The organism is Enterobacter sp. AG326 (assembly GCF_004362415.1).
In the GTDB taxonomy this organism is placed as follows: domain Bacteria; phylum Pseudomonadota; class Gammaproteobacteria; order Enterobacterales; family Enterobacteriaceae; genus Enterobacter; species Enterobacter asburiae.
In genome coordinates this window covers 1-26,380 of the sequence record NZ_SNXG01000015.1, presented here as the reverse complement: position 1 = coordinate 26,380, position 26,380 = coordinate 1, and the positions used below count along the sequence as shown (strand labels likewise).

At 51.0% G+C, this 26,380-nt stretch carries 46 protein-coding genes and 1 pseudogene; 40 read left to right on the top strand and 7 right to left on the bottom strand.

The window, feature by feature from the left end; all coding sequences use genetic code 11:
- From tuf to bfr, 3 genes and pseudogenes are all read left to right on the top strand, one after another.
- Window positions 1-141 (top strand): annotated as a pseudogene (tuf, locus tag DFO52_RS22640) (elongation factor Tu); the annotation flags it as partial.
- A gap of 179 nt (window positions 142-320) precedes the next feature.
- Window positions 321-515 (top strand): bacterioferritin-associated ferredoxin, encoded by a 195-nt coding sequence (bfd, locus tag DFO52_RS22635; RefSeq protein ID WP_008503493.1) that lies wholly within the window; start codon window positions 321-323, stop codon window positions 513-515.
- Between the two features lie 72 nt (window positions 516-587).
- Window positions 588-1,064 (top strand): bacterioferritin, encoded by a 477-nt coding sequence (gene bfr / locus DFO52_RS22630; protein WP_008503492.1) that lies wholly within the window; start codon window positions 588-590, stop codon window positions 1,062-1,064.
- On the opposite strand, the gene DFO52_RS22625 is transcribed toward bfr, so the two are convergent.
- Window positions 1,048-1,521, bottom strand: coding sequence for an A24 family peptidase (locus DFO52_RS22625; RefSeq protein WP_133551233.1), 474 nt, complete (start codon window positions 1,519-1,521; stop codon window positions 1,048-1,050). The two genes, bfr and DFO52_RS22625, sit on opposite strands and share 17 nt — an antisense overlap.
- Before the next feature lie 380 nt (window positions 1,522-1,901).
- Between DFO52_RS22625 and rpsJ the strand changes: the two genes are divergently transcribed.
- From rpsJ to DFO52_RS22470, 31 genes are all read left to right on the top strand, one after another.
- On the top strand, window positions 1,902-2,213 hold the full coding sequence (gene rpsJ / locus DFO52_RS22620; RefSeq protein WP_001181005.1) for a 30S ribosomal protein S10: 312 nt from the start codon (window positions 1,902-1,904) through the stop codon (window positions 2,211-2,213).
- A 32-nt stretch (window positions 2,214-2,245) separates the two neighbouring features.
- Window positions 2,246-2,875 carry a 50S ribosomal protein L3 gene (rplC, locus tag DFO52_RS22615; protein ID WP_006178923.1) on the top strand — a complete coding sequence of 210 codons (630 nt, stop codon included), beginning with the start codon at window positions 2,246-2,248 and terminating at the stop codon, window positions 2,873-2,875.
- Between the two features lie 10 nt (window positions 2,876-2,885).
- Window positions 2,886-3,491 (top strand): 50S ribosomal protein L4, encoded by a 606-nt coding sequence (gene rplD, locus DFO52_RS22610; protein ID WP_000424395.1) that lies wholly within the window; start codon window positions 2,886-2,888, stop codon window positions 3,489-3,491.
- Complete coding sequence (rplW, locus tag DFO52_RS22605) at window positions 3,488-3,790, top strand: 50S ribosomal protein L23 (protein ID WP_000617546.1); 303 nt, start codon at window positions 3,488-3,490, stop codon at window positions 3,788-3,790. Before rplD ends, rplW begins: the two co-directional genes overlap by 4 nt.
- Window positions 3,791-3,807: 17 nt before the next feature.
- Window positions 3,808-4,629: a 50S ribosomal protein L2 gene (gene rplB, locus DFO52_RS22600; RefSeq protein WP_000301859.1), complete on the top strand. Its 822-nt coding sequence runs from the start codon at window positions 3,808-3,810 to the stop codon at window positions 4,627-4,629.
- Window positions 4,630-4,645: 16 nt separating this feature from the next.
- Window positions 4,646-4,924, top strand: a complete 279-nt coding sequence (rpsS, locus tag DFO52_RS22595; protein WP_001138117.1) for a 30S ribosomal protein S19 — start codon at window positions 4,646-4,648, stop codon at window positions 4,922-4,924.
- Between the two features lie 14 nt (window positions 4,925-4,938).
- On the top strand, window positions 4,939-5,271 hold the full coding sequence (gene rplV / locus DFO52_RS22590; RefSeq protein ID WP_002919773.1) for a 50S ribosomal protein L22: 333 nt from the start codon (window positions 4,939-4,941) through the stop codon (window positions 5,269-5,271).
- 17 nt (window positions 5,272-5,288) lie between these two features.
- Window positions 5,289-5,990, top strand: coding sequence for a 30S ribosomal protein S3 (rpsC, locus tag DFO52_RS22585; RefSeq protein WP_000529945.1), 702 nt, complete (start codon window positions 5,289-5,291; stop codon window positions 5,988-5,990).
- Between the two features lie 12 nt (window positions 5,991-6,002).
- Window positions 6,003-6,413, top strand: coding sequence for a 50S ribosomal protein L16 (gene rplP / locus DFO52_RS22580; protein ID WP_002919759.1), 411 nt, complete (start codon window positions 6,003-6,005; stop codon window positions 6,411-6,413).
- On the top strand, window positions 6,413-6,604 hold the full coding sequence (rpmC, locus tag DFO52_RS22575) for a 50S ribosomal protein L29 (RefSeq protein WP_003863282.1): 192 nt from the start codon (window positions 6,413-6,415) through the stop codon (window positions 6,602-6,604). The genes rplP and rpmC overlap by 1 nt, the downstream gene beginning before the upstream one ends.
- Window positions 6,604-6,858, top strand: a complete 255-nt coding sequence (rpsQ, locus tag DFO52_RS22570) for a 30S ribosomal protein S17 (RefSeq protein ID WP_008503489.1) — start codon at window positions 6,604-6,606, stop codon at window positions 6,856-6,858. Before rpmC ends, rpsQ begins: the two co-directional genes overlap by 1 nt.
- Window positions 6,859-7,024: 166 nt before the next feature.
- Window positions 7,025-7,396, top strand: coding sequence for a 50S ribosomal protein L14 (gene rplN / locus DFO52_RS22565; RefSeq protein WP_002919748.1), 372 nt, complete (start codon window positions 7,025-7,027; stop codon window positions 7,394-7,396).
- A 10-nt stretch (window positions 7,397-7,406) separates the two neighbouring features.
- Window positions 7,407-7,721: a 50S ribosomal protein L24 gene (gene rplX / locus DFO52_RS22560; protein WP_003863287.1), complete on the top strand. Its 315-nt coding sequence runs from the start codon at window positions 7,407-7,409 to the stop codon at window positions 7,719-7,721.
- Between the two features lie 14 nt (window positions 7,722-7,735).
- Window positions 7,736-8,275, top strand: a complete 540-nt coding sequence (gene rplE, locus DFO52_RS22555) for a 50S ribosomal protein L5 (RefSeq protein WP_001096206.1) — start codon at window positions 7,736-7,738, stop codon at window positions 8,273-8,275.
- Between the two features lie 14 nt (window positions 8,276-8,289).
- Window positions 8,290-8,595 carry a 30S ribosomal protein S14 gene (gene rpsN / locus DFO52_RS22550; protein ID WP_003863291.1) on the top strand — a complete coding sequence of 102 codons (306 nt, stop codon included), beginning with the start codon at window positions 8,290-8,292 and terminating at the stop codon, window positions 8,593-8,595.
- 30 nt (window positions 8,596-8,625) lie between these two features.
- Complete coding sequence (gene rpsH, locus DFO52_RS22545) at window positions 8,626-9,018, top strand: 30S ribosomal protein S8 (protein WP_006178918.1); 393 nt, start codon at window positions 8,626-8,628, stop codon at window positions 9,016-9,018.
- 12 nt (window positions 9,019-9,030) lie between these two features.
- Window positions 9,031-9,564 (top strand): 50S ribosomal protein L6, encoded by a 534-nt coding sequence (rplF, locus tag DFO52_RS22540; protein WP_003863296.1) that lies wholly within the window; start codon window positions 9,031-9,033, stop codon window positions 9,562-9,564.
- 9 nt (window positions 9,565-9,573) lie between these two features.
- A complete protein-coding gene (gene rplR, locus DFO52_RS22535; RefSeq protein ID WP_003863297.1) occupies window positions 9,574-9,927 on the top strand; it encodes a 50S ribosomal protein L18 in 354 nt (117 codons plus the stop codon).
- A gap of 14 nt (window positions 9,928-9,941) precedes the next feature.
- A complete protein-coding gene (rpsE, locus tag DFO52_RS22530; RefSeq protein ID WP_003863299.1) occupies window positions 9,942-10,442 on the top strand; it encodes a 30S ribosomal protein S5 in 501 nt (166 codons plus the stop codon).
- 6 nt (window positions 10,443-10,448) lie between these two features.
- Window positions 10,449-10,628, top strand: coding sequence for a 50S ribosomal protein L30 (gene rpmD, locus DFO52_RS22525; protein ID WP_003863301.1), 180 nt, complete (start codon window positions 10,449-10,451; stop codon window positions 10,626-10,628).
- 3 nt (window positions 10,629-10,631) lie between these two features.
- Window positions 10,632-11,066, top strand: coding sequence for a 50S ribosomal protein L15 (gene rplO, locus DFO52_RS22520; protein ID WP_003863304.1), 435 nt, complete (start codon window positions 10,632-10,634; stop codon window positions 11,064-11,066).
- A 7-nt stretch (window positions 11,067-11,073) separates the two neighbouring features.
- Window positions 11,074-12,405, top strand: a complete 1,332-nt coding sequence (gene secY, locus DFO52_RS22515; RefSeq protein WP_029740636.1) for a preprotein translocase subunit SecY — start codon at window positions 11,074-11,076, stop codon at window positions 12,403-12,405.
- A gap of 31 nt (window positions 12,406-12,436) precedes the next feature.
- The gene (gene rpmJ, locus DFO52_RS22510; RefSeq protein ID WP_000868187.1) at window positions 12,437-12,553 is read left to right on the top strand and encodes a 50S ribosomal protein L36; all 117 of its coding nucleotides are present in this window, start codon (window positions 12,437-12,439) and stop codon (window positions 12,551-12,553) included.
- A gap of 146 nt (window positions 12,554-12,699) precedes the next feature.
- Window positions 12,700-13,056, top strand: coding sequence for a 30S ribosomal protein S13 (gene rpsM, locus DFO52_RS22505; protein ID WP_003863308.1), 357 nt, complete (start codon window positions 12,700-12,702; stop codon window positions 13,054-13,056).
- Window positions 13,057-13,072: 16 nt separating this feature from the next.
- On the top strand, window positions 13,073-13,462 hold the full coding sequence (gene rpsK / locus DFO52_RS22500) for a 30S ribosomal protein S11 (RefSeq protein ID WP_003863312.1): 390 nt from the start codon (window positions 13,073-13,075) through the stop codon (window positions 13,460-13,462).
- A gap of 33 nt (window positions 13,463-13,495) precedes the next feature.
- Window positions 13,496-14,116 carry a 30S ribosomal protein S4 gene (rpsD, locus tag DFO52_RS22495; RefSeq protein ID WP_004868345.1) on the top strand — a complete coding sequence of 207 codons (621 nt, stop codon included), beginning with the start codon at window positions 13,496-13,498 and terminating at the stop codon, window positions 14,114-14,116.
- Window positions 14,117-14,141: 25 nt separating this feature from the next.
- Window positions 14,142-15,131: a DNA-directed RNA polymerase subunit alpha gene (gene rpoA / locus DFO52_RS22490; protein WP_002919219.1), complete on the top strand. Its 990-nt coding sequence runs from the start codon at window positions 14,142-14,144 to the stop codon at window positions 15,129-15,131.
- Window positions 15,132-15,171: 40 nt separating this feature from the next.
- Window positions 15,172-15,555 carry a 50S ribosomal protein L17 gene (rplQ, locus tag DFO52_RS22485; RefSeq protein ID WP_001216368.1) on the top strand — a complete coding sequence of 128 codons (384 nt, stop codon included), beginning with the start codon at window positions 15,172-15,174 and terminating at the stop codon, window positions 15,553-15,555.
- A 107-nt stretch (window positions 15,556-15,662) separates the two neighbouring features.
- Window positions 15,663-16,040: a DUF1992 domain-containing protein gene (locus tag DFO52_RS22480; protein ID WP_133551232.1), complete on the top strand. Its 378-nt coding sequence runs from the start codon at window positions 15,663-15,665 to the stop codon at window positions 16,038-16,040.
- Window positions 16,041-16,042: 2 nt separating this feature from the next.
- Window positions 16,043-16,468, top strand: a complete 426-nt coding sequence (gene zntR / locus DFO52_RS22475) for a Zn(2+)-responsive transcriptional regulator (RefSeq protein ID WP_047646176.1) — start codon at window positions 16,043-16,045, stop codon at window positions 16,466-16,468.
- A gap of 57 nt (window positions 16,469-16,525) precedes the next feature.
- On the top strand, window positions 16,526-16,741 hold the full coding sequence (locus DFO52_RS22470; protein WP_023309450.1) for an alternative ribosome-rescue factor A: 216 nt from the start codon (window positions 16,526-16,528) through the stop codon (window positions 16,739-16,741).
- On the opposite strand, the gene mscL is transcribed toward DFO52_RS22470, so the two are convergent.
- The 5 genes from mscL to def form a co-directional block, all read right to left on the bottom strand.
- Window positions 16,742-17,152: a large-conductance mechanosensitive channel protein MscL gene (gene mscL / locus DFO52_RS22465; protein WP_023309449.1), complete on the bottom strand. Its 411-nt coding sequence runs from the start codon at window positions 17,150-17,152 to the stop codon at window positions 16,742-16,744.
- 146 nt (window positions 17,153-17,298) lie between these two features.
- Window positions 17,299-18,675 (bottom strand): Trk system potassium transporter TrkA, encoded by a 1,377-nt coding sequence (trkA, locus tag DFO52_RS22460; RefSeq protein ID WP_008503482.1) that lies wholly within the window; start codon window positions 18,673-18,675, stop codon window positions 17,299-17,301.
- Between the two features lie 22 nt (window positions 18,676-18,697).
- Window positions 18,698-19,984, bottom strand: coding sequence for a 16S rRNA (cytosine(967)-C(5))-methyltransferase RsmB (rsmB, locus tag DFO52_RS22455; protein WP_133551231.1), 1,287 nt, complete (start codon window positions 19,982-19,984; stop codon window positions 18,698-18,700).
- Window positions 19,985-20,036: 52 nt separating this feature from the next.
- Window positions 20,037-20,984: a methionyl-tRNA formyltransferase gene (gene fmt / locus DFO52_RS22450; RefSeq protein WP_133551230.1), complete on the bottom strand. Its 948-nt coding sequence runs from the start codon at window positions 20,982-20,984 to the stop codon at window positions 20,037-20,039.
- A gap of 25 nt (window positions 20,985-21,009) precedes the next feature.
- Window positions 21,010-21,519 carry a peptide deformylase gene (gene def, locus DFO52_RS22445; protein ID WP_006812188.1) on the bottom strand — a complete coding sequence of 170 codons (510 nt, stop codon included), beginning with the start codon at window positions 21,517-21,519 and terminating at the stop codon, window positions 21,010-21,012.
- A 127-nt stretch (window positions 21,520-21,646) separates the two neighbouring features.
- Between def and dprA the strand changes: the two genes are divergently transcribed.
- From dprA to DFO52_RS22415, 6 genes are read left to right on the top strand one after another with little or no spacing between them, the layout of a single operon-like run.
- Window positions 21,647-22,771, top strand: a complete 1,125-nt coding sequence (gene dprA, locus DFO52_RS22440; RefSeq protein ID WP_133551229.1) for a DNA-protecting protein DprA — start codon at window positions 21,647-21,649, stop codon at window positions 22,769-22,771.
- Window positions 22,743-23,216: a DUF494 family protein Smg gene (gene smg, locus DFO52_RS22435; RefSeq protein WP_008503477.1), complete on the top strand. Its 474-nt coding sequence runs from the start codon at window positions 22,743-22,745 to the stop codon at window positions 23,214-23,216. The genes dprA and smg overlap by 29 nt, the downstream gene beginning before the upstream one ends.
- A gap of 26 nt (window positions 23,217-23,242) precedes the next feature.
- Window positions 23,243-23,797, top strand: a complete 555-nt coding sequence (locus DFO52_RS22430; RefSeq protein ID WP_032662341.1) for a topoisomerase DNA-binding C4 zinc finger domain-containing protein — start codon at window positions 23,243-23,245, stop codon at window positions 23,795-23,797.
- Complete coding sequence (gene tsaC, locus DFO52_RS22425) at window positions 23,790-24,362, top strand: L-threonylcarbamoyladenylate synthase type 1 TsaC (protein WP_029740644.1); 573 nt, start codon at window positions 23,790-23,792, stop codon at window positions 24,360-24,362. The genes DFO52_RS22430 and tsaC overlap by 8 nt, the downstream gene beginning before the upstream one ends.
- Window positions 24,363-24,366: 4 nt before the next feature.
- Window positions 24,367-25,185: a shikimate dehydrogenase gene (gene aroE, locus DFO52_RS22420; RefSeq protein ID WP_133551228.1), complete on the top strand. Its 819-nt coding sequence runs from the start codon at window positions 24,367-24,369 to the stop codon at window positions 25,183-25,185.
- Window positions 25,182-25,430 carry a DUF1488 domain-containing protein gene (locus tag DFO52_RS22415; RefSeq protein WP_045405320.1) on the top strand — a complete coding sequence of 83 codons (249 nt, stop codon included), beginning with the start codon at window positions 25,182-25,184 and terminating at the stop codon, window positions 25,428-25,430. Before aroE ends, DFO52_RS22415 begins: the two co-directional genes overlap by 4 nt.
- Here the strand turns inward: DFO52_RS22415 and DFO52_RS22410 are convergent.
- Window positions 25,406-25,960, bottom strand: coding sequence for a gamma carbonic anhydrase family protein (locus DFO52_RS22410; protein ID WP_133551227.1), 555 nt, complete (start codon window positions 25,958-25,960; stop codon window positions 25,406-25,408). The two genes, DFO52_RS22415 and DFO52_RS22410, sit on opposite strands and share 25 nt — an antisense overlap.
- Between the last annotated feature and the right edge of the window lie 420 nt (window positions 25,961-26,380).

Here is a 26,380-nt window from a genome sequence, read left to right as displayed (position 1 = left end):
GAGATGGTAATGCCAGGCGACAACATCAAGATGGTTGTGACTCTGATCCACCCAATCGCGATGGACGACGGTCTGCGTTTCGCAATCCGTGAAGGCGGCCGTACCGTTGGCGCGGGCGTTGTTGCTAAAGTTCTGGGCTAATTAATTATCCCTGAATAAAAAAAGGACGCTTCGGCGTCCTTTTTTGTTTTCTGCCGCTCAGGTACTGTCACAGAATTACGCATTTTTTGCCTGCTCCCGCCCCGTATTGTGGCGTTTGTGCTATTGTAATCATAACCATTCTCACTTACACTTTGCGCATAATTTGAACGGGAGTCTCTATGTACGTTTGTTTATGTAATGGTGTAAGCGACAAGAAAATACGTCAGGCCGTTCGTCAGTTTCAGCCTCAGTCATTTCAGCAGCTACGCAAATTTGTTCCGGTGGGAAATCAATGCGGTAAATGTGTACGTGCTGCGCGAGAGATCATGCAGGACGAATTGATGCAGATCCCGGAATACAAAGAGATCGCGTAAGCGCCCATCTTTTTTTTGACATCCCTGTAGCCCGATCTACGCTTCAATGAGTGGAAGCGGAGGGACTATATAATGAAAGGTGATGTTAAAATCATAAGTTATCTCAATAAATTATTGGGAAATGAGCTTGTCGCAATTAACCAGTACTTTCTTCACGCGAGAATGTTCAAAAACTGGGGGCTTAAACGTCTGAACGACGTTGAATACCATGAATCGATCGATGAAATGAAGCACGCTGATAAATATATCGAGCGTATTTTATTCCTTGAAGGCATTCCAAACCTGCAGGATCTTGGAAAGCTGGGCATCGGAGAAGATGTCGAAGAGATGCTGCGTTCCGACCTCAGGCTGGAGCTTGAAGGCGCCAAAGATCTCCGTGAAGCCATTGCCTACGCAGACAGCGTACATGACTACGTCAGTCGCGATATGATGATCCAGATCCTGGCCGATGAAGAAGGCCACATTGACTGGCTGGAAACGGAGCTGGATCTGATTGCTAAAATCGGCCTGCAGAACTACCTTCAGTCGCAGATTAAAGTGGAAGAGTAACCACCGTCTTCCAGCCTACGCATAAACCCGCTGCTGCCAGAAATGGCCCAAAAGGCAGTGGGTTTTTTAATGCCTCCTTATCAGGGGTGAGTAACGAAAACACAAGAATGCTAAGTAGCGCCATAAGCGCAGCGAGTAGCGCCAGCGCAGGCAGCACGCACCAGCCATGCCAGGCGCCAAGCGCCGCCAGGTATTTTACATCGCCATATCCCATCCCTTCACGCCGGCAGATAAACCGATATCCCCAGTAGATAACGGCAAAACCGATATATCCGGCCATCGCACCCACCACCGCACTCGGCAGAAAATCAGGTTGGATACAGAGCTGAAAGAGCAGGCCCGTCCATAGCAGCGGGCAGAGAAATTTATCGGGAAGCAGTCCGTAGCGAATATCTGCACGGACAAGAAAGGCCGTCAGCGAAAAATAGACCAGCAAAAAGGGGAGGGTGGTTAGCATGGAAATGGCCTCAAAAGGGTTTGAGCGCATACTCGTCATAATCGGCCTGGCCGGCAATCGACAAAAACGACAATTGCGTAGGGGCTCCAGACAAAGCATTGAGAAGGGATACATTGCGTAAAAAGTTGCGCGCCCTTACGCATACTGCGCCTCAGGCGCTTAATTTCTAAACGGCACTTGCGTCTTGCCCAGATTTACGTATAATGCGCGGGCTTGTCGTAATTGACGGCGGGTTCAATCTGAACCAGAGTAGCTCACTTTGTTACTCAACAATGCTCCCAATTGGGGAGCTACGTAAGAACGGTTACACTCTCCCATCAATCGTAATGGGTTTGAGGAGTAATCATTTTCGTTTATAAAATAATTGGAGCTCTGGTCTCATGCAGAACCAAAGAATCCGTATCCGCCTTAAAGCGTTTGATCATCGTCTGATCGATCAATCAACCGCGGAAATCGTCGAGACTGCTAAGCGCACTGGTGCGCAAGTCCGTGGTCCGATCCCGCTGCCGACCCGCAAAGAGCGCTTCACCGTTCTGATCTCTCCGCACGTCAACAAAGACGCGCGTGATCAGTACGAAATCCGCACTCACAAGCGTCTGGTTGACATCGTTGAGCCAACTGAGAAAACCGTTGATGCTCTGATGCGTCTGGATCTGGCTGCCGGTGTAGACGTGCAGATCAGCCTGGGTTAATCAGGTCATCGAGCGATTGAGAGGTTGATACAATGATTGGTTTAGTCGGTAAAAAAGTGGGCATGACCCGCATCTTCACTGAAGATGGCGTTTCAATCCCAGTAACCGTAATCGAAGTTGAAGCAAACCGCGTTACCCAGGTTAAAGATCTGGCTAACGATGGCTACCGCGCTGTTCAGGTGACCACTGGTGCTAAAAAAGCTAACCGTGTAACCAAACCAGAAGCGGGTCACTTCGCTAAAGCTGGCGTAGAAGCTGGCCGTGGTCTGTGGGAATTCCGTCTTGCTGAAGGCGAAGAGTTCACCGTAGGTCAGGACATTAGCGTTGAGCTGTTTGCTGACGTTAAAAAAGTTGACGTAACCGGTACCTCTAAAGGTAAAGGTTTTGCTGGTACCGTTAAGCGCTGGAACTTCCGTACCCAGGACGCTACCCACGGTAACTCCTTGTCTCACCGCGTTCCGGGTTCTATCGGTCAGAACCAGACTCCGGGCAAAGTGTTCAAAGGCAAGAAAATGGCAGGTCAGCTGGGTAACGAACGTGTGACCGTTCAGAGCCTGGACGTAGTACGTGTTGACGCTGAGCGCAACCTGCTGCTGGTTAAAGGTGCAGTTCCGGGTGCAACCGGTAGCGACCTGATCGTTAAACCAGCTGTGAAGGCGTAAGGGGATAGCAATGGAATTAGTATTGAAAGACGCGCAGAGCGCGCTGACTGTTTCCGAAACTACCTTCGGTCGTGATTTCAACGAAGCGCTGGTTCACCAGGTTGTTGTTGCTTATGCAGCTGGTGCTCGTCAGGGTACTCGTGCTCAGAAGACTCGTGCTGAAGTAACTGGTTCTGGCAAAAAGCCATGGCGCCAGAAAGGTACCGGCCGTGCGCGTTCAGGTTCTATCAAGAGCCCGATCTGGCGTTCAGGTGGCGTGACCTTCGCTGCGCGTCCACAGGACCACAGTCAAAAAGTTAACAAAAAGATGTACCGCGGCGCGCTGAAAAGCATCCTGTCCGAACTGGTACGTCAGGATCGTCTGATCGTTGTCGAGAAGTTCTCTGTTGAAGCGCCTAAAACTAAGCTGCTGGCACAGAAACTGAAAGACATGGCTCTGGAAGATGTGCTGATCATCACCGGTGAGCTGGACGAGAACCTGTTCCTGGCCGCACGTAACCTGCACAAGGTTGACGTACGCGATGCGACTGGTATCGACCCGGTTAGCCTGATCGCCTTCGACAAAGTCGTAATGACTGCTGATGCTGTTAAGCAAGTTGAGGAGATGCTGGCATGATTCGTGAAGAACGTCTGCTGAAGGTGCTTCGCGCACCGCACGTTTCTGAAAAAGCGTCTACTGCGATGGAAAAAACAAACACCATCGTTCTCAAAGTTGCTAAAGACGCGACCAAAGCAGAGATCAAAGCTGCTGTGCAGAAACTGTTTGAAGTCGAAGTCGAAGTCGTTAACACCCTGGTAGTTAAAGGGAAAGTTAAACGTCACGGACAGCGTATCGGTCGTCGTAGCGACTGGAAAAAAGCTTACGTCACCCTGAAAGAAGGCCAGAATCTGGACTTCGTTGGCGGCGCTGAGTAAGTCGGAGGAGTAATACAATGGCAGTTGTTAAATGTAAACCGACATCTCCGGGTCGTCGCCACGTAGTTAAAGTGGTTAACCCTGAGCTGCACAAGGGCAAACCTTTTGCTCCGTTGCTGGAAAAAAACAGCAAATCCGGTGGTCGTAACAACAATGGCCGTATCACCACTCGTCACATCGGTGGTGGCCACAAGCAGGCTTATCGTATTGTTGACTTCAAACGCAACAAAGACGGTATCCCAGCAGTTGTTGAACGTCTTGAGTACGATCCGAACCGTTCCGCGAACATCGCGCTGGTTCTGTACAAAGACGGCGAACGCCGTTACATCCTGGCCCCTAAAGGCCTGAAAGCTGGCGACCAGATTCAGTCTGGCGTTGATGCTGCAATCAAAGCAGGCAACACCCTGCCGATGCGCAATATCCCGGTTGGTTCTACCGTTCATAACGTAGAGATGAAACCAGGTAAAGGCGGTCAGCTGGCACGTTCCGCTGGTACTTACGTTCAGATCGTTGCTCGTGATGGTGCTTATGTCACCCTGCGTCTGCGTTCTGGTGAAATGCGTAAAGTCGAAGCAGACTGCCGCGCTACTCTGGGCGAAGTTGGCAATGCTGAGCATATGCTGCGCGTTCTGGGTAAAGCAGGTGCTGCACGCTGGCGTGGTGTTCGTCCTACCGTTCGCGGTACTGCGATGAACCCAGTCGACCACCCACATGGTGGTGGTGAAGGTCGTAACTTTGGTAAGCACCCGGTAACTCCGTGGGGCGTTCAGACCAAAGGTAAGAAGACCCGCAGCAACAAGCGTACTGATAAATTTATCGTACGTCGCCGTAGCAAATAATTTTAGAGGATAAGCCATGCCACGTTCTCTCAAGAAAGGTCCTTTTATTGACCTGCACTTGCTGAAGAAGGTAGAGAAAGCGGTGGAAAGCGGAGACAAGAAGCCCCTGCGCACTTGGTCCCGTCGTTCAACGATCTTTCCTAACATGATCGGTTTGACCATCGCTGTCCATAATGGTCGTCAGCACGTTCCAGTCTTTGTTACCGACGAAATGGTTGGTCACAAACTGGGTGAATTCGCACCGACTCGTACTTATCGCGGCCACGCTGCTGATAAAAAAGCGAAGAAGAAATAAGGTAGGAGGAAGAGATGGAAACTTTAGCTCAACATCGCCATGCTCGTTCTTCTGCTCAGAAGGTTCGCCTTGTTGCTGACCTGATTCGCGGTAAGAAAGTGTCGCAGGCCCTGGACATCCTGACCTATACCAACAAGAAAGCTGCGGTATTGGTCAAGAAAGTACTGGAATCTGCCATTGCTAACGCTGAACACAACGATGGCGCTGACATCGACGATCTGAAAGTCGCGAAAATTTTCGTAGATGAAGGCCCAAGCATGAAGCGCATTATGCCGCGTGCGAAAGGTCGTGCAGATCGCATCCTGAAGCGCACCAGCCACATTACTGTGGTTGTGTCCGATCGCTGAGACTCTGGAGACTAGCAATGGGTCAGAAAGTACATCCTAATGGTATTCGCCTGGGTATTGTAAAACCATGGAACTCTACCTGGTTTGCGAACACCAAAGAATTCGCTGACAACCTGGACAGCGATTTTAAAGTACGTCAGTACCTGACTAAGGAACTGGCTAAAGCGTCTGTATCTCGTATCGTTATCGAGCGTCCAGCGAAGAGCATCCGTGTGACTATTCACACTGCTCGTCCTGGCATCGTTATCGGTAAGAAAGGCGAAGACGTAGAAAAACTGCGCAAGGTCGTAGCGGATATCGCTGGCGTTCCTGCACAGATCAATATCGCTGAAGTTCGTAAGCCTGAACTGGACGCTAAATTGGTTGCTGACAGCATCACTTCACAGCTGGAACGTCGTGTTATGTTCCGTCGTGCTATGAAGCGTGCTGTACAGAACGCAATGCGTCTGGGCGCTAAAGGTATCAAAGTTGAAGTTAGCGGCCGTCTGGGCGGCGCGGAAATCGCACGTACCGAATGGTACCGCGAAGGTCGCGTACCGCTGCACACTCTGCGTGCTGACATCGACTACAACACCTCTGAAGCGCACACCACTTACGGTGTAATCGGCGTTAAGGTATGGATCTTCAAAGGTGAGATCCTGGGTGGTATGGCTGCTGTTGAACAACCGGAAAAACCGGCTGCTCAACCTAAAAAGCAGCAGCGTAAAGGCCGTAAATAAGGAGCGTCGCTGATGTTACAACCAAAGCGTACAAAATTCCGTAAAGTGCACAAAGGCCGCAACCGTGGTCTGGCGCAGGGTACGGATGTTAGCTTCGGCACTTTCGGTCTGAAAGCTGTTGGCCGTGGTCGTCTGACTGCACGTCAGATCGAAGCAGCACGTCGTGCAATGACCCGTGCAGTTAAGCGTCAAGGTAAGATCTGGATCCGTGTATTCCCGGACAAACCGATCACCGAGAAGCCACTGGAAGTTCGTATGGGTAAAGGTAAAGGTAACGTGGAGTACTGGGTTGCCTTGATCCAACCGGGCAAAGTCCTTTATGAAATGGACGGTGTTCCGGAAGAGCTGGCCCGTGAAGCCTTCGGCCTGGCAGCAGCGAAACTGCCTATCAAAACCACCTTTGTAACTAAGACGGTGATGTAATGAAAGCAAAAGAGCTGCGTGAAAAAAGCGTTGAAGAGCTGAACGCTGAGCTGCTGAACCTGCTGCGTGAGCAGTTCAACCTGCGTATGCAGGCTGCAAGTGGCCAGCTGCAACAGACTCACCTGCTGAAGCAAGTGCGTCGCAATGTTGCACGCGTTAAGACTTTACTGACTCAGAAGGCGGGTGCGTAATGACCGATAAAATCCGTACTCTGCAAGGTCGTGTTGTTAGCGACAAAATGGAGAAATCCATTGTTGTAGCTATCGAACGTATTGTGAAACACCCGATCTACGGTAAATTCATCAAGCGTACGACCAAACTGCACGTACATGACGAGAACAACGAATGTGGTATCGGCGACAAGGTTGAAATCCGTGAATGCCGTCCACTGTCCAAGACTAAGTCCTGGACGCTGGTTCGCGTTGTAGAGAAAGCGGTTCTGTAATACAGTACGCCTTCTCAATACGAATAAACGGCTCAGCGATGAGCCGTTTATTTTTTCTACCCATATTGCAGAAGCGGTGTTATAATGCCGCGCCCTCGATATGGGGCTTTTTAACGGCTCTGATTTTAGAGTCTCAGGTAGTAGTTGACATTAGCGGAGCACTAAAATGATCCAAGAACAGACTATGCTGAACGTCGCCGACAACTCCGGTGCACGTCGCGTAATGTGTATCAAGGTTCTGGGTGGCTCGCACCGTCGCTACGCAGGCGTAGGCGACATCATCAAGATCACCATCAAGGAAGCAATTCCACGTGGTAAGGTCAAAAAAGGTGATGTGCTGAAGGCGGTAGTGGTGCGCACCAAGAAGGGTGTTCGTCGCCCTGACGGTTCTGTCATTCGCTTCGATGGTAATGCATGCGTTATTTTAAACAATAACAGCGAGCAGCCTATCGGCACGCGTATCTTTGGGCCGGTAACTCGTGAACTTCGTACTGAGAAGTTCATGAAAATTATCTCTCTGGCACCAGAAGTACTCTAAGGAGCGAATCATGGCAGCGAAAATCCGTCGTGATGACGAAGTTATCGTGTTAACCGGTAAAGATAAAGGTAAACGCGGTAAAGTAAAAAATGTTCTGTCTTCCGGCAAACTTGTCGTTGAAGGTATCAACCTGGTTAAGAAACATCAGAAGCCGGTTCCGGCCCTGAACCAACCAGGTGGCATCGTTGAAAAAGAAGCTGCTATTCAGGTTTCTAACGTTGCAATCTTCAATGCGGCTACCGGCAAGGCTGACCGTGTAGGCTTTAGATTCGAAGACGGCAAAAAAGTCCGTTTCTTCAAGTCTAACAGCGAAACTATCAAGTAATTTGGAGTAGTACGATGGCGAAACTGCATGATTACTACAAAGACGAAGTAGTTAACAAACTCATGACTGAGTTTAACTACAATTCTGTCATGCAAGTCCCTCGGGTCGAGAAGATCACCCTGAACATGGGTGTTGGTGAAGCGATCGCTGACAAGAAACTGCTGGATAACGCAGCAGCTGACCTGACAGCAATCTCCGGTCAAAAACCGCTGATCACCAAAGCACGCAAATCTGTTGCAGGCTTCAAAATCCGTCAGGGCTATCCGATCGGCTGTAAAGTAACTCTGCGTGGCGAACGCATGTGGGAGTTCTTTGAGCGCCTGATCACTATTGCTGTTCCACGTATCCGTGACTTCCGTGGCTTGTCCGCTAAGTCTTTCGACGGTCGTGGTAACTACAGCATGGGTGTCCGTGAGCAGATCATCTTCCCAGAAATCGACTACGATAAAGTCGACCGCGTGCGTGGTTTGGATATTACCATTACCACTACTGCGAAATCTGACGAAGAAGGCCGTGCTCTGCTGGCTGCCTTTGACTTCCCGTTCCGCAAGTAAGGTAGGGTTACTGAATGGCTAAGCAATCAATGAAAGCACGCGAAGTAAAGCGCGTAGCTTTAGCTGATAAATTCTTCGCTAAACGCGCTGAACTGAAAGCGATCATTTCTGATGTGAACGCTTCCGACGAAGATCGTTGGAATGCGGTTCTCAAGCTGCAGTCTCTGCCGCGTGATTCCAGCCCGTCTCGTCAGCGTAACCGCTGTCGTCAAACAGGTCGTCCACATGGTTATGTGGGCAAGTTTGGGTTGAGCCGTATCAAACTGCGTGAAGCCGCTATGCGCGGTGAAGTGCCAGGCTTGAAAAAGGCTAGCTGGTAATTACCAATTGAATCACGGGAGTAAAGACAGATGAGCATGCAAGATCCGATCGCGGATATGCTGACCCGTATCCGTAACGGTCAGGCCGCGAACAAAGTTGCGGTCACCATGCCTTCCGCCAAGCTGAAAGTGGCAATTGCCAACGTGCTGAAGGAAGAAGGTTTTATCGAAGATTTTAAAGTTGAAGGCGACACCAAGCCGGAACTGGAACTTACTCTCAAGTATTTCCAGGGTAAAGCTGTTGTAGAAAGCATTCAGCGTGTCAGCCGCCCAGGTCTGCGCATCTATAAGAAAAAAGATGAGCTGCCGAAAGTTATGGCTGGTCTTGGTATCGCAGTTGTTTCTACCTCTAAAGGTGTTATGACTGATCGTGCAGCGCGCCAGGCTGGTCTTGGTGGCGAAATTATCTGCTACGTAGCCTAATCGGAGGAAAGAATGTCTCGTGTTGCTAAAGCACCGGTCGTTATTCCTGCCGGCGTTGATGTAAAAATCGACGGTCAGGTTATTACGATCAAAGGTAAAAACGGCGAGCTGACTCGTACCCTCAACAAAGCTGTTGAAGTTAAACATGCAGATAACGCTCTGACCTTCGGTCCACGTGATGGTTTCGTGGATGGATGGGCTCAGGCTGGTACCGCGCGTGCCCTGCTGAACTCAATGGTTGTTGGTGTTACCGAAGGCTTCACTAAAAAGCTTCAGCTGGTTGGTGTAGGTTATCGTGCAGCTATCAAAGGGAATGCAGTAGGCCTGTCTCTGGGCTTCTCACACCCTGTTGAGCATCCGCTGCCGGCCGGTATCACTGCAGAATGTCCGACTCAAACTGAAATCGTGCTGAAAGGCGCTGATAAACAGCTGATCGGTCAGGTTGCAGCAGATCTGCGCGCCTACCGTCGTCCTGAGCCTTACAAAGGCAAGGGTGTTCGTTACGCCGACGAAGTCGTGCGTACCAAAGAGGCTAAGAAGAAGTAAGGTAACACTATGGATAAGAAATCTGCTCGTATCCGTCGTGCGACCCGCGCACGCCGCAAGCTCAAAGAGCTGGGTGCAACTCGCCTGGTGGTACATCGTACCCCGCGTCATATTTACGCACAGGTAATTGCACCGAACGGTTCTGAAGTTCTGGTAGCTGCTTCTACTGTAGAAAAAGCTATCTCAGAACAATTGAAGTACACCGGTAACAAAGACGCCGCTGCAGCTGTAGGTAAAGCTGTTGCTGAACGCGCTCTGGAAAAAGGCATCAGCAATGTTTCCTTTGACCGTTCCGGGTTCCAATATCATGGTCGTGTCCAGGCACTGGCAGATGCTGCCCGTGAAGCTGGCCTTCAGTTCTAAGGTAGAGGTGTAAGATGGCTCACATCGAAAAACAGGCTGGCGAACTGCAGGAAAAGCTGATCGCGGTAAACCGCGTATCTAAAACCGTTAAAGGTGGTCGTATTTTCTCCTTCACAGCTCTGACTGTAGTAGGCGATGGTAACGGTCGCGTTGGTTTTGGTTACGGTAAAGCGCGTGAAGTTCCAGCAGCGATCCAGAAAGCGATGGAAAAAGCCCGTCGCAATATGATTAACGTCGCGCTGAACAACGGCACCCTGCAGCACCCAGTTAAAGGTGTTCACACGGGTTCTCGTGTATTCATGCAGCCAGCTTCAGAAGGTACCGGTATCATCGCCGGTGGTGCAATGCGCGCCGTTCTGGAAGTTGCTGGGGTTCATAACGTTCTGGCCAAAGCATATGGTTCCACTAACCCGATCAACGTGGTTCGTGCAACTATTGATGGCCTGGAAAATATGAATTCTCCAGAAATGGTCGCTGCCAAGCGTGGTAAATCCGTTGAAGAAATTCTGGGGTAATTGACCATGGCAAAGACTATTAAAATCACTCAAACCCGCAGTGCAATCGGTCGTCTGCCGAAACACAAGGCAACGCTGCTTGGCCTGGGTCTGCGTCGTATTGGTCATACCGTTGAGCGCGAGGATACTCCTGCTGTTCGTGGTATGGTCAACGCGGTTTACTTCATGGTTAAAGTTGAGGAGTAAGAGATGCGTTTAAATACTCTGTCTCCGGCCGAAGGCTCTAAAAAGGCGGGTAAACGCCTGGGTCGTGGTATCGGTTCTGGCCTCGGCAAAACCGGTGGTCGTGGTCACAAAGGTCAGAACTCTCGTTCTGGCGGTGGCGTACGTCGCGGTTTCGAGGGTGGCCAGATGCCACTGTACCGTCGTCTGCCGAAGTTCGGCTTCACCTCTCGCAAAGCAGCGATCACAGCGGAAATCCGTCTGTCTGACCTGGCGAAAGTTGAAGGCGGCGTTGTAGACCTGAACACGCTGAAAGCAGCAAACATTATCGGTATCCAGATCGAGTTCGCGAAAGTGATCCTGGCTGGTGAAGTTTCTACTCCGGTAACTGTTCGTGGCCTGCGTGTTACTAAAGGTGCTCGTGCTGCTATCGAAGCTGCTGGCGGTAAAATTGAGGAATAAGTAGCAGATGGCTAAGCAACCGGGATTAGATTTTCAAAGTGCCAAAGGTGGATTTGGCGAGCTGAAACGCAGACTGCTGTTTGTTATCGGCGCGCTGATTGTGTTCCGTATTGGCTCTTTTATTCCGATCCCTGGTATCGATGCCGCTGTACTTGCCAAACTGCTTGAGCAACAGCGAGGCACCATCATTGAAATGTTCAACATGTTCTCTGGTGGTGCTCTCAGCCGTGCTTCTATCTTTGCATTGGGTATTATGCCGTACATTTCGGCATCTATTATTATCCAGCTGCTGACGGTCGTTCATCCGGCCCTGGCAGAGTTGAAGAAAGAAGGGGAGTCTGGACGTCGTAAGATTAGTCAGTACACCCGTTACGGTACTCTGGTGCTGGCAATATTCCAGGCGATCGGTATTGCTACCGGTCTGCCGAATATGCCTGGTATGCAGGGCCTGGTGTTAAACCCGGGCTTTGCATTCTACTTCACCGCTGTTGTAAGTCTGGTCACAGGGACTATGTTCCTGATGTGGCTCGGCGAACAGATTACTGAGCGTGGTATCGGTAACGGTATCTCTATCATTATCTTCGCCGGTATTGTTGCGGGCCTCCCGCCAGCCATCGCCCATACTATCGAGCAAGCGCGTCAAGGCGACCTGCACTTCCTCCTGTTGCTGTTGGTTGCAGTATTAGTATTTGCAGTGACGTTCTTTGTTGTCTTCGTTGAACGTGGTCAACGCCGCATTGTGGTGAACTACGCTAAACGTCAGCAAGGTCGTCGTGTCTATGCTGCACAGAGCACACATTTACCGCTGAAAGTGAACATGGCGGGGGTTATCCCGGCTATCTTCGCTTCCAGTATTATTCTGTTCCCGGCGACCATCGCGTCATGGTTCGGGGGCGGTACTGGTTGGAACTGGCTGACAACAATTTCGCTGTATTTGCAGCCTGGGCAACCACTTTATGTGTTACTCTATGCGTCTGCGATCATCTTCTTCTGTTTCTTCTACACGGCGTTGGTCTTCAACCCGCGTGAAACAGCAGATAACCTGAAGAAGTCCGGTGCATTTGTACCAGGAATTCGTCCGGGAGAGCAAACGGCGAAGTATATCGATAAAGTAATGACTCGCCTGACTTTGGTTGGTGCGCTTTATATTACTTTTATCTGCCTGATCCCGGAGTTCATGCGTGATGCAATGAAAGTACCGTTCTACTTCGGTGGGACCTCACTGCTTATCGTTGTTGTCGTGATTATGGACTTTATGGCTCAAGTGCAAACTCTGATGATGTCCAGTCAGTATGAGTCTGCATTGAAGAAGGCGAACCTGAAAGGCTACGGCCGCTAAATGGTCGCCTGAGAAGTTACGGAGAGTAAAAATGAAAGTTCGTGCTTCCGTCAAGAAATTATGCCGTAACTGCAAAATCGTTAAGCGTGATGGTGTCATCCGTGTGATTTGCAGTGCCGAGCCGAAGCATAAACAGCGCCAAGGCTGATTATTTCGCATATTTTTCTTGCAAAGTTGGGTTGAGCTGGCTAGATTAGCCAGCCAATCTTTTGTATGTCTGTACGTTTCCATTTGAGTATCCTGAAAACGGGCTTTTCAGCATGGTGCGTACATATTAAATAGTAGGAGTGCATAGTGGCCCGTATAGCAGGCATTAACATTCCTGATCAGAAACATGCTGTGATCGCATTAACTTCGATCTACGGCGTCGGCAAGACCCGTTCTAAAGCCATTCTGGCTGCAGCGGGTATCGCTGAAGATGTTAAGATCAGTGAGCTGTCTGAAGAACAAATCGACACGCTGCGTGACGAAGTTGCCAAATTTGTCGTTGAAGGTGATCTGCGCCGTGAAATCAGCATGAGCATCAAGCGCCTGATGGATCTTGGTTGCTATCGCGGTTTGCGTCATCGTCGTGGTCTGCCAGTGCGCGGTCAGCGTACTAAGACCAACGCACGTACCCGTAAGGGTCCGCGCAAACCGATCAAGAAATAATCGGGGTGATTGAATAATGGCAAAGGCACCAGTTCGTGCACGTAAACGTGTAAGAAAACAAGTCTCTGACGGCGTGGCTCATATCCATGCTTCTTTCAACAACACCATCGTTACTATTACTGATCGTCAGGGTAACGCATTGGGTTGGGCAACAGCCGGTGGTTCCGGTTTCCGTGGTTCTCGCAAATCCACTCCGTTCGCAGCTCAGGTTGCAGCAGAGCGTTGCGCAGAAGCCGTAAAAGAATACGGCATCAAGAATCTGGAAGTTATGGTTAAAGGTCCGGGTCCGGGTCGTGAATCTACTGTTCGCGCTCTGAACGCCGCTGGTTTCCGCATCACGAATATTACTGATGTGACTCCGATCCCTCATAACGGTTGTCGTCCGCCGAAAAAACGTCGCGTATAACGCTCCGTTTTTTAGGTTAGTTGGAGATAGAAAATGGCAAGATATTTGGGTCCTAAGCTCAAGCTGAGCCGTCGTGAGGGCACCGACTTATTCCTTAAGTCTGGCGTTCGCGCGATCGATACCAAGTGTAAAATTGAACAAGCTCCTGGCCAGCACGGTGCGCGTAAACCGCGTCTGTCTGACTATGGTGTGCAGTTGCGTGAAAAGCAAAAAGTTCGCCGTATGTACGGTGTGCTGGAGCGTCAGTTCCGTAACTACTATAAAGAAGCAGCACGTCTGAAAGGCAACACAGGTGAAAACCTGCTGGCTCTGCTGGAAGGTCGTCTGGACAACGTTGTATACCGTATGGGCTTCGGCGCTACTCGTGCTGAATCACGTCAGCTGGTTAGCCACAAAGCAATCATGGTAAACGGTCGTGTTGTTAACATCGCTTCTTATCAGGTTAAAGCGAATGACGTTGTTAGCATTCGTGAGAAAGCGAAAAAGCAATCTCGCGTGAAGGCCGCTCTGGAGCTGGCTGAGCAGCGTGAAAAGCCAACCTGGCTGGAAGTTGATGCTGGCAAGATGGAAGGTACGTTCAAGCGTCAGCCAGAACGTTCTGATCTGTCTGCGGACATTAACGAACACCTGATCGTCGAGCTTTACTCCAAGTAAAGCTTAGTACCAAAGAGAGGACACAATGCAGGGTTCTGTGACAGAGTTTCTAAAACCGCGCCTGGTAGATATCGAGCAAGTGAGTTCGACGCACGCCAAGGTGACCCTTGAGCCTTTAGAGCGTGGCTTTGGCCATACTCTGGGTAACGCACTGCGCCGTATTCTGCTCTCATCGATGCCGGGTTGCGCGGTGACCGAGGTTGAGATTGATGGTGTACTTCATGAGTACAGCACCAAAGAAGGCGTTCAGGAAGATATCCTTGAAATCCTGCTCAACCTGAAAGGGCTGGCGGTGAGAGTTCAGGGTAAAGATGAAGTTATTCTTACTCTGAATAAATCTGGCATTGGCCCTGTGACTGCAGCCGACATCACCCACGACGGTGATGTTGAAATCGTCAAGCCGCAGCACGTGATCTGCCACCTGACCGATGAGAACGCAGCTATTAGCATGCGTATCAAAGTTCAGCGCGGTCGTGGTTATGTGCCGGCTTCTGCCCGAATTCATTCGGAAGAAGATGAGCGCCCAATCGGCCGTCTGCTGGTCGACGCATGCTACAGCCCTGTAGAGCGTATTGCCTACAATGTTGAAGCAGCGCGTGTAGAACAGCGTACCGACCTGGACAAGCTGGTCATCGAAATGGAAACCAATGGCACAATCGATCCTGAAGAGGCGATTCGTCGTGCGGCGACCATCCTGGCAGAACAACTGGAAGCTTTCGTTGACTTACGTGATGTACGTCAGCCGGAAGTGAAAGAAGAGAAACCAGAATTCGATCCGATCCTGCTGCGCCCTGTTGACGATCTCGAATTGACTGTCCGCTCTGCTAACTGCCTCAAGGCAGAAGCTATCCACTATATCGGTGATCTGGTACAGCGTACCGAGGTTGAGTTGCTGAAAACGCCGAACCTGGGTAAAAAATCTCTTACTGAGATTAAAGACGTGCTGGCTTCACGTGGTCTGTCTCTAGGCATGCGCCTGGAAAACTGGCCACCGGCAAGCATTGCTGACGAGTAACCGGATCACAGGTTAAGGTTTTACTGAGAAGGATAAGGTCATGCGCCATCGTAAGAGTGGTCGTCAACTGAACCGCAACAGCAGCCATCGCCAGGCTATGTTCCGCAACATGGCAGGTTCACTGGTTCGTCATGAGATCATCAAGACGACCCTGCCTAAAGCGAAAGAGCTGCGTCGCGTAGTTGAGCCGCTGATTACTCTTGCCAAGACTGACAGCGTTGCTAATCGTCGTCTGGCATTCGCCCGTACTCGTGATAACGAGATCGTGGCAAAACTGTTTAACGAACTGGGCCCGCGTTTCGCGAGCCGTGCCGGTGGTTACACTCGCATTCTGAAGTGTGGTTTCCGTGCAGGCGACAACGCGCCGATGGCTTACATCGAGCTGGTTGATCGTTCAGAGAAAGCAGAAGCTGCTGCAGAGTAATCTGCAGTAACGTAAAAAAACCCGCTCCGGCGGGTTTTTTTATATCCGCGATATCCCCACTTCTCTACAATGTCTGTATTAATTCTGTTCATCCCCAGGAGCCGGTAATGTGGTTGCTCGACCAGTGGGCAGAACGCCATATTCGCGATGCCCAAAAAAAAGGCGAATTCGACGCTCTTCCGGGAAGCGGCGAACCCCTTGTGCTTGACGATGATTCACACATCGCACCAGAATTACGGGCTGGATACCGTTTGCTGAAAAATGCGGGTTGTCTCCCCCCGGAACTCGAACAGCGCAGAGAGGCTGTTGAACTGGCCGATCTTCTCAAAGGGATCCGCCATGACGATCCACGACATTCTGAACTTAGCCGCCGTCTCGCCCTGCTTGAACTCAAGCTACGCCAGTCTGGGATGAACACTGAGTTTCTGCACGGTGAATACGGTGAATACGGTGAAAGATTAATGCAGAAAATAAGCGAGGAGTAGTTATGTACCGCATCGGTGAACTTGCGAAGCTTGCGAACGTTACGCCGGATACCATCCGATATTACGAAAAGCAGCAGATGATCGATCATGAAGTACGTACTGAAGGAGGCTTTCGCCTTTATACCGATAACGATCTGCAGCGCCTGCGGTTTATTCGTTATGCGCGTCAGCTCGGTTTCACACTGGATTCGATCCGCGAGTTATTATCGATCCGCATCGATCCGGAACATCACACCTGCCAGGAATCTAAAAGCATCGTGCAGGCCCGGCTGGATGAAGTTGAAGCGCGTATACAGGAACTGCAAACCATGCAGCGCTCTCTGCAAAGGCTGAATGATGCCTGCTGCGGTACGGCACACAGCAGCCTTTATTGTTCAATCCTCGAAGCCCTTGAACAGGGAGCGAGTGGAGAAACGCAGGGCTGTTGATTTTTAGTTCAACCGGGTCTAGACTCCCGTCGTCATAAACCTTGCTCTGGAGACATTATGAGCCGCTATCAGCACACGAAAGGACAAATTAAGGACAATGCCATTGAGGCGTTACTTCACGACCCGTTATTCAGGCAGCGCGTTGAGAAGAATAAAAAAGGGAAAGGAAGTTATCTGCGTAAAGACAAACATGAAAAACGGGGTAACTGGGAGGCCAGTGGCAAGCAAGCGAATCGCTTATTTACCACTGGCCTTCCTGCTTTTATCTATTGATTAGACGCGGTTATTCTGCTCTTTTAACAGATCGCGGATCTCACTTAACAGCACTTCTTCTTTCGTTGGCGCAGGTGCTGCAGCCGGCTCTTCTTTTTTACGGTTGAGCCTGTTGATCAGCTTGATAGCCATAAATATGGCAAACGCGACAATCACAAAATCAAATACGTTCTGAATAAATACGCCGTAGTGCATTACTACTGCCGGAACATCACCCTGCGCTTCACGCAGCGTGAAAGCGAACTGTTTGAAATCAATGCCGCCGATTAACAACCCTAAAGGTGGCATGATAATGTCGGCCACTAATGATGAAACAATCTTGCCGAATGCCGCACCAATAATGACACCCACTGCCAAATCCACCACGTTCCCGCGCATCGCAAATTCGCGAAATTCTTTAATAAAACTCATTGTTCTCTCCTTGTGCCAGCTGACGAGTTTAAGTTTAACAAATCATTAGCCAATTGCCATTCGGGATAATTAAACATTATGAAAAATAAAAGGCACAGAAATTAAACGGATAAAGTAAGGGTGCTCTTACTCGAGCACCCAATTCTTTAAAGGAAGAATGGACTTGGCTGGAATAAACGTTCGACGTCGGTAATAAATTTTTTATCGGTAAGGAACATAATTACGTGATCGCCTTGCTCAATTCGTAAATTATCATTGGCAATCATGACGTCATTCCCGCGCACAACGGCGCCGATAATCGTGCCTGGCGGCAGTTTAATTTCGTCGATCGAACGGCCGACGACTCGTGACGTCGTTTCATCTCCATGAGCAACGGCTTCAATGGCCTCCGCTACGCCACGGCGCAGCGATGACACGCCGACAATATCCGCTTTACGAACATGGCTCAGGAGCGCGGAAATTGTCGCCTGCTGAGGGGAAATGGCAATATCAATAACGCTGCCCTGAACCAGATCGACATACGCCTTACGCTGGATAAGCACCATGACTTTTTTAGCCCCCATGCGCTTTGCGAGCATGGCGGACATTATATTCGCCTCGTCGTCGTTGGTGACGGCAATAAAGAGATCAACTTGATCAATATGCTCTTCAGCCAGTAGCTCCTGATCAGACGCATCACCATAAAATACAATCGTATTTTGCAGTTTTTCCGCCAGTTCAGCAGCACGCTGTTGATCGCGCTCGATCAACTTCACGCTGTAATCTTTTTCCAGACGATGTGCCAGACCGGCACCGATATTGCCGCCGCCGACCAGCATAATGCGTTTATAGGGTTTTTCGAGGCGCTGAAGTTCACTCATCACCGCACGAATATGCTGTGAGGCCGCAATAAAGAAGACCTCATCACCGGCTTCGACAATCGTGGAGCCTTGCGGGCGAATTGGCCTGTCGTGACGGAAAATCGCTGCAACGCGCGTATCGATATGCGGCATGTGCTCGCGCATGGTGGAAAGCGCGTTGCCGATCAATGGTCCGCCATAATAGGCCTTAACCACTGCCAGGCTCACTTTGCCCTCGGCAAAGTTCACCACCTGCAGGGCGCCCGGATATTCGATCAGGCGATAGATATTGTCGATAACCAGCTGTTCTGGCGCGATGAGGTGGTCAATGGGGACCGCTTCGGAATTAAACAGTTTTTCAGCATCGCGGACATAGTCCGGAGAGCGAATACGTGCAATTCGGTTTGGCGTGTTGAAAAGCGAGTAGGCCACCTGACAGGCCACCATATTGGTTTCGTCAGAACTTGTTACCGCAACCAGCATGTCGGCATCGTCGGCGCCCGCCTCACGAAGAACACGTGGGTGCGAACCATGACCCTGCACCACGCGCAGGTCAAACTTGTCCTGTAATACACGCAGACGATCGCCGTTGGTATCAACAATTGTGATGTCGTTGTTTTCGCCAACCAGGTTTTCCGCCAGCGTTCCGCCCACCTGTCCTGCACCCAGAATGATAATCTTCATATCTCGTGACCTGTTCTCAACATCACTCTTTGATTAGCTTAGCGTAAAAGAAGCCATCGCCCTCTTCAGCACCCGGCAGGTTCTGCAGACCCGGGGATTCAGGCGTTCCCGTATCGCGCAGCGCGGCGTCCGGCGTACGTTTAAGGAAGGCCGCGATTTGCTGGCTGTTTTCTTCCGGCAGTACGGAGCAGGTCGCATAGACCAGCGTTCCGCCAGATTTAAGATGCGGCCAAATGGCGTCGAGAATGTCGGATTGCAGTTGGGCAAGTTCCTGAATATCACGATCGCGGCGTAGCCACTTGATGTCCGGATGACGACGAATAACACCGGTTGCAGAGCAAGGGGCGTCCAGCAAAATGCGATCGAATTGTGTTTCACCACACCATTCTGCGGGTTTGCGTCCATCGCCCTGCTTAACCTGAGCCTTCATGCCCAGACGCTTGAGGTTGTCGTAGACGCGTGAGAGACGCTGTTCATCGACATCCACTGCCAGCACGCTGGCCTGCGGAGCCACTTCAAGAATATGCGTCGTTTTGCCCCCAGGCGCGGCGCACAGATCAAGGATCTGCTCACCATTTTTGGGTTCAAGCCAGGTGATGCAACCCTGAGCCGAGGCATCCTGTACGGTTACCCAGCCTTCATCAAAACCGGGTAATGCATGCACCGGTGCCGGTGAGGCCAGGCGTACAGCATCCGGATAGGCGTCATGCGGGAATCCACTCATTCCAGCTTCTTCAAGCAATGCCAGCCATGCGTCACGGGTGTGGTGATTTCGATTCACGCGTAACCACATTGGCGGCCGCTGGTTGTTGGCATCGGCAATCTCCTGCCACTGCTGTGGATAAGCTTTTTTCAGGCGCTTCAACAGCCAGTCAGGATGCAGAAAACGTGCTTCGCTTTGGGCAAATTCAGCCAGAAGCTCTTCCTGCTGTCTCTGGAACTGACGCAGTACGCCGTTGATCAGCCCTTTCAGCTGAGGGCGTTTAATCGCAACGGCACCTTCCACCGTCTCAGCCAGCGCGGCATGAGGTGGGATGCGGGTATGAAGAAGCTGATAAAAACCCACCATAATCAAATAGTGTACGGTGCGCTGCTTGCCTGTCATTGGGCGTGACATCAGCTTGTTAATCAACCACTCAAGCTGAGAAAGCGTGCGCAGAACGCCAAAGCAGAGCTCCTGAAGCAGGGCTTTGTCTTTATCAGAGACTTTTTGTTGCAGGGGAGGCAGGACGTTACTTAATGACTGGCCCTGCTCGATAACCTGCTCAACGGCCTGAGCCGCCATACTGCGTAGATTTTGTTTTTTCATAACCGTAAAAATAAAAATGCCCGGAAACACCGGGCCTTAAGGATAAATTTGCTCAGGCAAGACGATTGCCCGGAATAAACCATTCGCGACGGGAATTTAACAGATCCTGAGCGCTCATGGCCTTCTTGCCGGCCGGTTGTAGCGATTCAAGATTCAGGATCCCTTGTGCAGTCGCCACCTGGATCCCGTTCTTGTTGGCGTCAACAATCGTACCGGGTTCAGCCGTGGTAGTACCGCTAATGACGGAGGCTTTCCAGACTTTCACCGGCTGCTCATCAATCTCCATCCAGCTCATTGGCCACGGATTAAAAGCGCGAATGCAGCGTTCAAGTTGAGCGGCTGACAGGGACCAGTCGATACGCGCTTCTTCTTTGCTCAGTTTTTCGGCATAAGTCACCAGCGCGTCATCCTGAACTTCCGGTTTCGCCGTGTTGTCAGCCAGCTGCTGGAGCGTCTCGATAAGCCCTTGTGGACCGAGGTCTGCCAGTTTGTCATACAGCGTGGCGCTGGTATCGTCTGACGTAATGGGGCAGGCCAGTTTATACAGCATATCGCCGGTGTCTAAACCTACGTCCATCTTCATAATGGTAACGCCCGTTTCGGCATCACCTGCCCACAGCGAGCGCTGGATAGGTGCAGCACCACGCCAGCGCGGGAGCAAAGATCCATGCACGTTGATGCAACCCAGGCGTGGCATATCAAGCACAGCTTTTGGCAGAATTAAACCGTAAGCCACCACCACCATCACGTCGGCATTCAGGTCAGCAACCAGCTGCTGATTTTCCTGTGGCCGTAACGATACGGGCTGGAAAACGGGTAGCCCTTGCTCTTCTGCCAGCACTTTTACAGGGCTCGGCATCAATTTTTTGCCGCGACCAGCAGGACGGTCCGGCTGGGTAAAGACGCCAACAACCTGGTGACCAGACGATAACAGCGCGTCAAGATGACGCGCTGCAAAATCAGGGGTTCCCGCGAAGATAATACGTAGTGTTTTAGACACGATGATCCTTGTATCCGGGGGGACGTTATGCGCGAGAACGCAAACGATCCAGTTTCTCTACTTTCTGACGAATACGCTGCTGCTTCAGCGGCGAGAGATAATCGATAAACAGTTTACCGACCAGGTGGTCCATCTCATGCTGAATACAAATTGCCAGCAGGTCGTCTGCTTCCAGTTCGAACGGATTACCGTCGCGATCCAGCGCGCGAATTTTCACCTTTTCGGCACGCGGTACTAAAGCGCGCTGTTCAGGAATGGACAGACAGCCTTCCTCAATACCGGTTTCGCCACTCTTTTCGAGCAGCTCAGGGTTGATCAGCACCAGACGTTCATCGCGATTTTCGGAAACATCAATCACGATAATTCGCTTGTGAATGTCCACCTGCGTGGCCGCCAGGCCAATGCCTTCTTCGGCGTACATGGTATCGAACATATCATCAACGATACGCTGGATTTCTGCATTCACTTCTTTGACCGGTTCAGCGACGATGCGAAGGCGCTCGTCCGGAATATGTAACACTTGCAAAACTGCCATAAATTTCCAGAGTCGTGTTCAGGAGTTGATAAGAATACTCTTTCTATTCTAGACAAATCCCCCATCGATTGACAGCATCAGTGACCAATCGCAATGATTGCGGAGGCCGCTTATGGCAGGGGAAAGGATGACGTCTACCGAGATATGGTTACGGCTAATACACACAGGGTCTCTGTGTGGTGATGTAATGCTGGAAGTGGCTGCGCGACTGCAGAAGCAGGAACACCTCAACGTGCCCGTGGCCAGAAACGTCGGGCTGACAGCAAAGCAGACTGAACGCTTCTTTGCACTCGATGAGAGCGAGCTGGAACGTAGCCTTATGTGGCTCGAGCAGCCGGGACATCATTTATTAACGGCCAACCATCCCCTTTATCCCCCTTTGCTCCGCACGATCCCTGATTATCCCGGGGCATTATTCGTAAAAGGTAACCCTGAGACGCTTAATACGGTTCAACTGGCGGTGGTAGGCAGTCGTGCGCCGTCATGGTACGGCGAGCGATGGGGGAAAATCCTGTGCGAACAACTGTCACAAAGCGGTTTCACGATCACCAGCGGGCTGGCCTGCGGTATTGACGGCGTAGCCCACAGCGCGGCGCTGTCAGTTAAGGGACGAAGCGTAGCGGTGCTGGGGAACGGTCTTTTTAGCATTTATCCACGCCGGCATCAGGCACTGGCGATGCGGCTTATTGAATCTGACGGCGCGATAGTGTCTGAGTTTCCGCTTTCCGCACAGCCCAGGCCGGCAAACTTTCCACGTCGTAATCGAATCATCAGCGGGCTTAGCAAAGGCGTACTGGTGGTTGAAGCGGCGCGCCGAAGCGGTTCGCTGGTCACGGCGCGATGCGCGCTCGAGCAGGGGAGAGAAGTCTTCGCCTTGCCTGGTCCGATAGGTAATCCCGGATGCGAGGGGCCCCACTGGCTGATTAAGCAAGGGGCAACGCCGGTAACGGAAGTAGGAGATATTCTTGAAAATTTGCAATATGGGTTGCAATGGCTGCAGGAAGATCCCGAAAAGCGACAATATTCATCAGATCAGGGAAAGGTGGCATTGCCATTTGCCAAGCTCCTGGCTAACGTAGGAGATGAGGTAACACCTGTTGACGTTGTCGCTGAACGTGCCGGCCAACCTGTGCCAGTAACGGTAGCACAGCTACTCGAACTGGAGTTAGCAGGGTGGATCGCAGCTGTACCCGGCGGCTATGTCCGATTAAGGAGGGCATGCCATGTTCGACGTACTGATGTATTTGTTTGAGACTTACATCCATAACGAAGCAGAAATGCGAGTGGATCAGGACAAATTGACACAGGATCTTACCGATGCGGGGTTTGAGCGGGAAGATATCTATAATGCGTTGATGTGGCTGGAAAAACTGGCTGATTATCAGGAAGGCCTCGCCGAACCGATGCAGCTTGCTTCTGACCCATTGTCAGTACGCATTTATACAGCGGAAGAGTGTGAAAGGCTGGACGCCAGCTGCCGGGGGTTCATCTTATTCCTTGAGCAGATTCAGGTGCTGAACCTCGAAACGAGAGAAATGGTTATAGAGCGCGTCATGGCGCTGGATACAGCAGAATTTGAACTGGAAGATCTCAAGTGGGTGATCCTGATGGTTCTGTTTAATATCCCGGGCTGTGAAAACGCCTATCAGCAAATGGAAGAATTACTCTTTGAAGTGAATGAAGGTATGCTGCACTAATTCAATGTGCAGCACCAAGAGTTGTTATGGCCAAATCAGCACTATTCACGGTGCATAAAAACGAGCCCTGCCCGCAGTGCGGGGCTGAACTTGTTATTCGGTCCGGGAAACACGGCCCGTTTCTCGGTTGTTCACACTATCCGGAATGTGATTATGTCCGTCCCCTGAAAAGCCAGGCGGATGGACATATCGTTAAAATTCTGGAGGGTCAGTTTTGTCCAGTCTGCGGTGGTGAATTAGCCCTGCGTCAGGGGCGTTTCGGCATGTTTATTGGATGTAGCCGCTACCCGGAATGCGAACATACGGAACAAATTGATAAGCCTGATGAAACGGCAATTGCGTGCCCTCAGTGTCAGCGCGGTCAGTTGGTACAGCGCCGCTCCCGTTATGGTAAGACCTTCCATTCGTGCGATCGCTATCCTGAATGCCAGTTCGTTATCAATTTTAAACCGGTAGCGGGAACCTGCCCTCATTGCAATTATCCGCTACTCATAGAGAAGAAAACCGCGCAAGGCATGAAACGCTTCTGCGCCAGTAAACAATGTGGAAAGCCGGTTACGGCGGATCAAAATAGTGAATAATAACCTGCCATCAGGCTCCATTGCGCATGCAGTGGACGTACTGAAAAATGAAGAAGTCATCGCCTATCCAACTGAAGCTGTTTTTGGGGTCGGTTGCGATCCTGACAGCGAGACGGCAGTGAGCCGTCTGCTTGCCTTAAAACAAAGACCTGTCGAAAAAGGGCTGATTTTGATCGCTGCGAACTACGAGCAGCTTAAGCCCTATATCGATGACTCCATGCTGACGCCGGCGCAGCGCGAGACTATCTTCTCCGCGTGGCCTGGGCCTGTGACCTTCGTCTTCCCGGCGCAGCCAACAACGCCGCGCTGGTTAACCGGACGCTTTGATTCCCTCGCCGTTCGCGTAACTGACCATCCGCTGGTGGTTGAGCTTTGTCTGGCATTTGGTAAACCGCTGGTCTCAACCAGCGCCAACCTGACCGGATTGCCACCTTGTCGGTCAACCGAAGAAGTACTGGCGCAGTTCGGGAATGACTTCCCTGTTGCGGTCGGTGAAACGGGAGGGCGCCTGAATCCGTCTGAAATTCGCGACGCTTTGACCGGCGAACGTTTTCGCCAGGGGTAATCTCATGGAAACCTATGCTGTTTTTGGTAATCCGATTGCACACAGCAAGTCACCGTTGATTCATCAGCAATTTGCGAAGCAGCTGCAGATAAATCATCCCTATGGTCGCGTACTGGCACCGGTGGGTGCATTTATCCCAACGCTGGAGGCTTTTTTCGCCGCGGGCGGTAAAGGCGCGAATGTGACGGTTCCTTTTAAAGAGGAAGCCTTCGAACGTGCGGATGAGCTGACCGAGCGCGCTTCACTGGCTGGTGCGGTCAATACCCTAAAACGGCTTGAGGATGGACGCCTTTTGGGTGACAACACCGACGGAATTGGTTTACTTAGCGATCTGGAACGACTGTCGTTTATTAAGCCCGGATTCCGGGTCCTGCTGATTGGTGCGGGTGGCGCATCGCGGGGAGTGCTGTTGCCTCTGCTTTCAATGGACTGTGCGGTGACCATTACCAACAGAACCTTTTCCCGCGCGGAAGCGCTGGCGGCGTTGTTTGCGCATACCGGCAGCGTGAGCGCGGTAGCGCTTGACGATCTTGCCGATCGTGAGTTCGATCTTGTCATCAACGCCACGTCCAGCGGCATCAATGGTGAGATCCCGGCAATTCCCGCTTCTCTGGTCAGCGCGCATATGTACTTCTATGACATGTTTTATCAGAAAGGGAAGACGCCTTTCCTTAACTGGTGCGAACAACACGGCGCGAAGCAGTTAGCCGATGGACTGGGAATGCTGGTGGGTCAGGCTGCGCATGCGGTGCTGCTCTGGCATGGCGTGTTGCCTGCGGTCGAACCTGTCATTGAAAAGTTAAAGCAGGAGCTTTCGGCGTGAACCAGGCTATTCATTTCCCGGACAGAGAAAACTGGGATGAGAGTAAACAAGCGGTCTGTTTTCCGGTGCTGGTGCAGGGTATGCAACTTACCTGTGCCATTCATGGGGAAACGCTGTTGCGTCGTTTTGGCGGTTCAGACCCGATAGCGATATTTTGCGAAAATCGCTGGGATCTGGAAGAGGAAGCCAGCGATTTAATCCGCGAACAGCAGGAAGACGATCAGGGCTGGGTTTGGTTGTCCTGATCCAAATAGTCATTCTTCCATTTAACGTAGTTGTTCGCCGAGTATTTTAACCCTTCGATCTCTGCCTCCTTCAGGGGGCGGATCTGTTTTACCGGGCTTCCCAGGTAGAGATAGCCACTCTCCAGCCGTTTGTTCTGTGGTACCAGGCTACCGGCACCAATCATTACGTCATCTTCTACTATGACGCCATCCAGCAAAATCGACCCCATGCCAACAAGTACGCGATTTCCGATAGTGCAGCCGTGAAGCATCACTTTATGGCCGACGGTAACCTCTTCTCCAATGATGAGGGGATTACCGTCCGGGTTATAGGAGGATTTGTGCGTGACATGCAGAACGCTGCCGTCCTGAATATTGGTACGGGTGCCAATCGACACATAGTTAACATCTCCCCTGATGGCGACGAGGGGCCAGATGCTGACATCATCGGCCATTCGGACATCGCCAATCACCACGCTGCTGGCATCGATCATCACGCGATCGCCTTTTTGGGGGAACAGATCTTTATAAGGACGTAATACTGCGGGCATATCTACCTCTAACAATGAGCGCTATACAGAAGACTTTGATCATATTAATGGATCGCGGCAAGGCAAAATACGTCAATATTTAAGCAGATCGGGCGGGATTTCAGCGAAAAGCGCGGAAAATCAGCAGTCGGAAAAAAAGATCTAAAAAATACTTGTGCTAAAAAATGGGATCCCTATAATGCGCCTCCATCGACACGGCGGATGTGAATCACTTCACAAACAACCCGGTCGGTTGAAGAGAAAAAATCCTGAAATAACGGGTTGACTCTGAAAGAGGAAAGCGTAATATACGCCACCTCGCAACGGTGAGCGAAAGCCGCGTTGCACTGCTCTTTAACAATTTATCAGACAATCTGTGTGGGCACTCAAAGTGACATGGATTCTTAACGTCGCAAGACGAAAAATGAATACCAAGTCTCT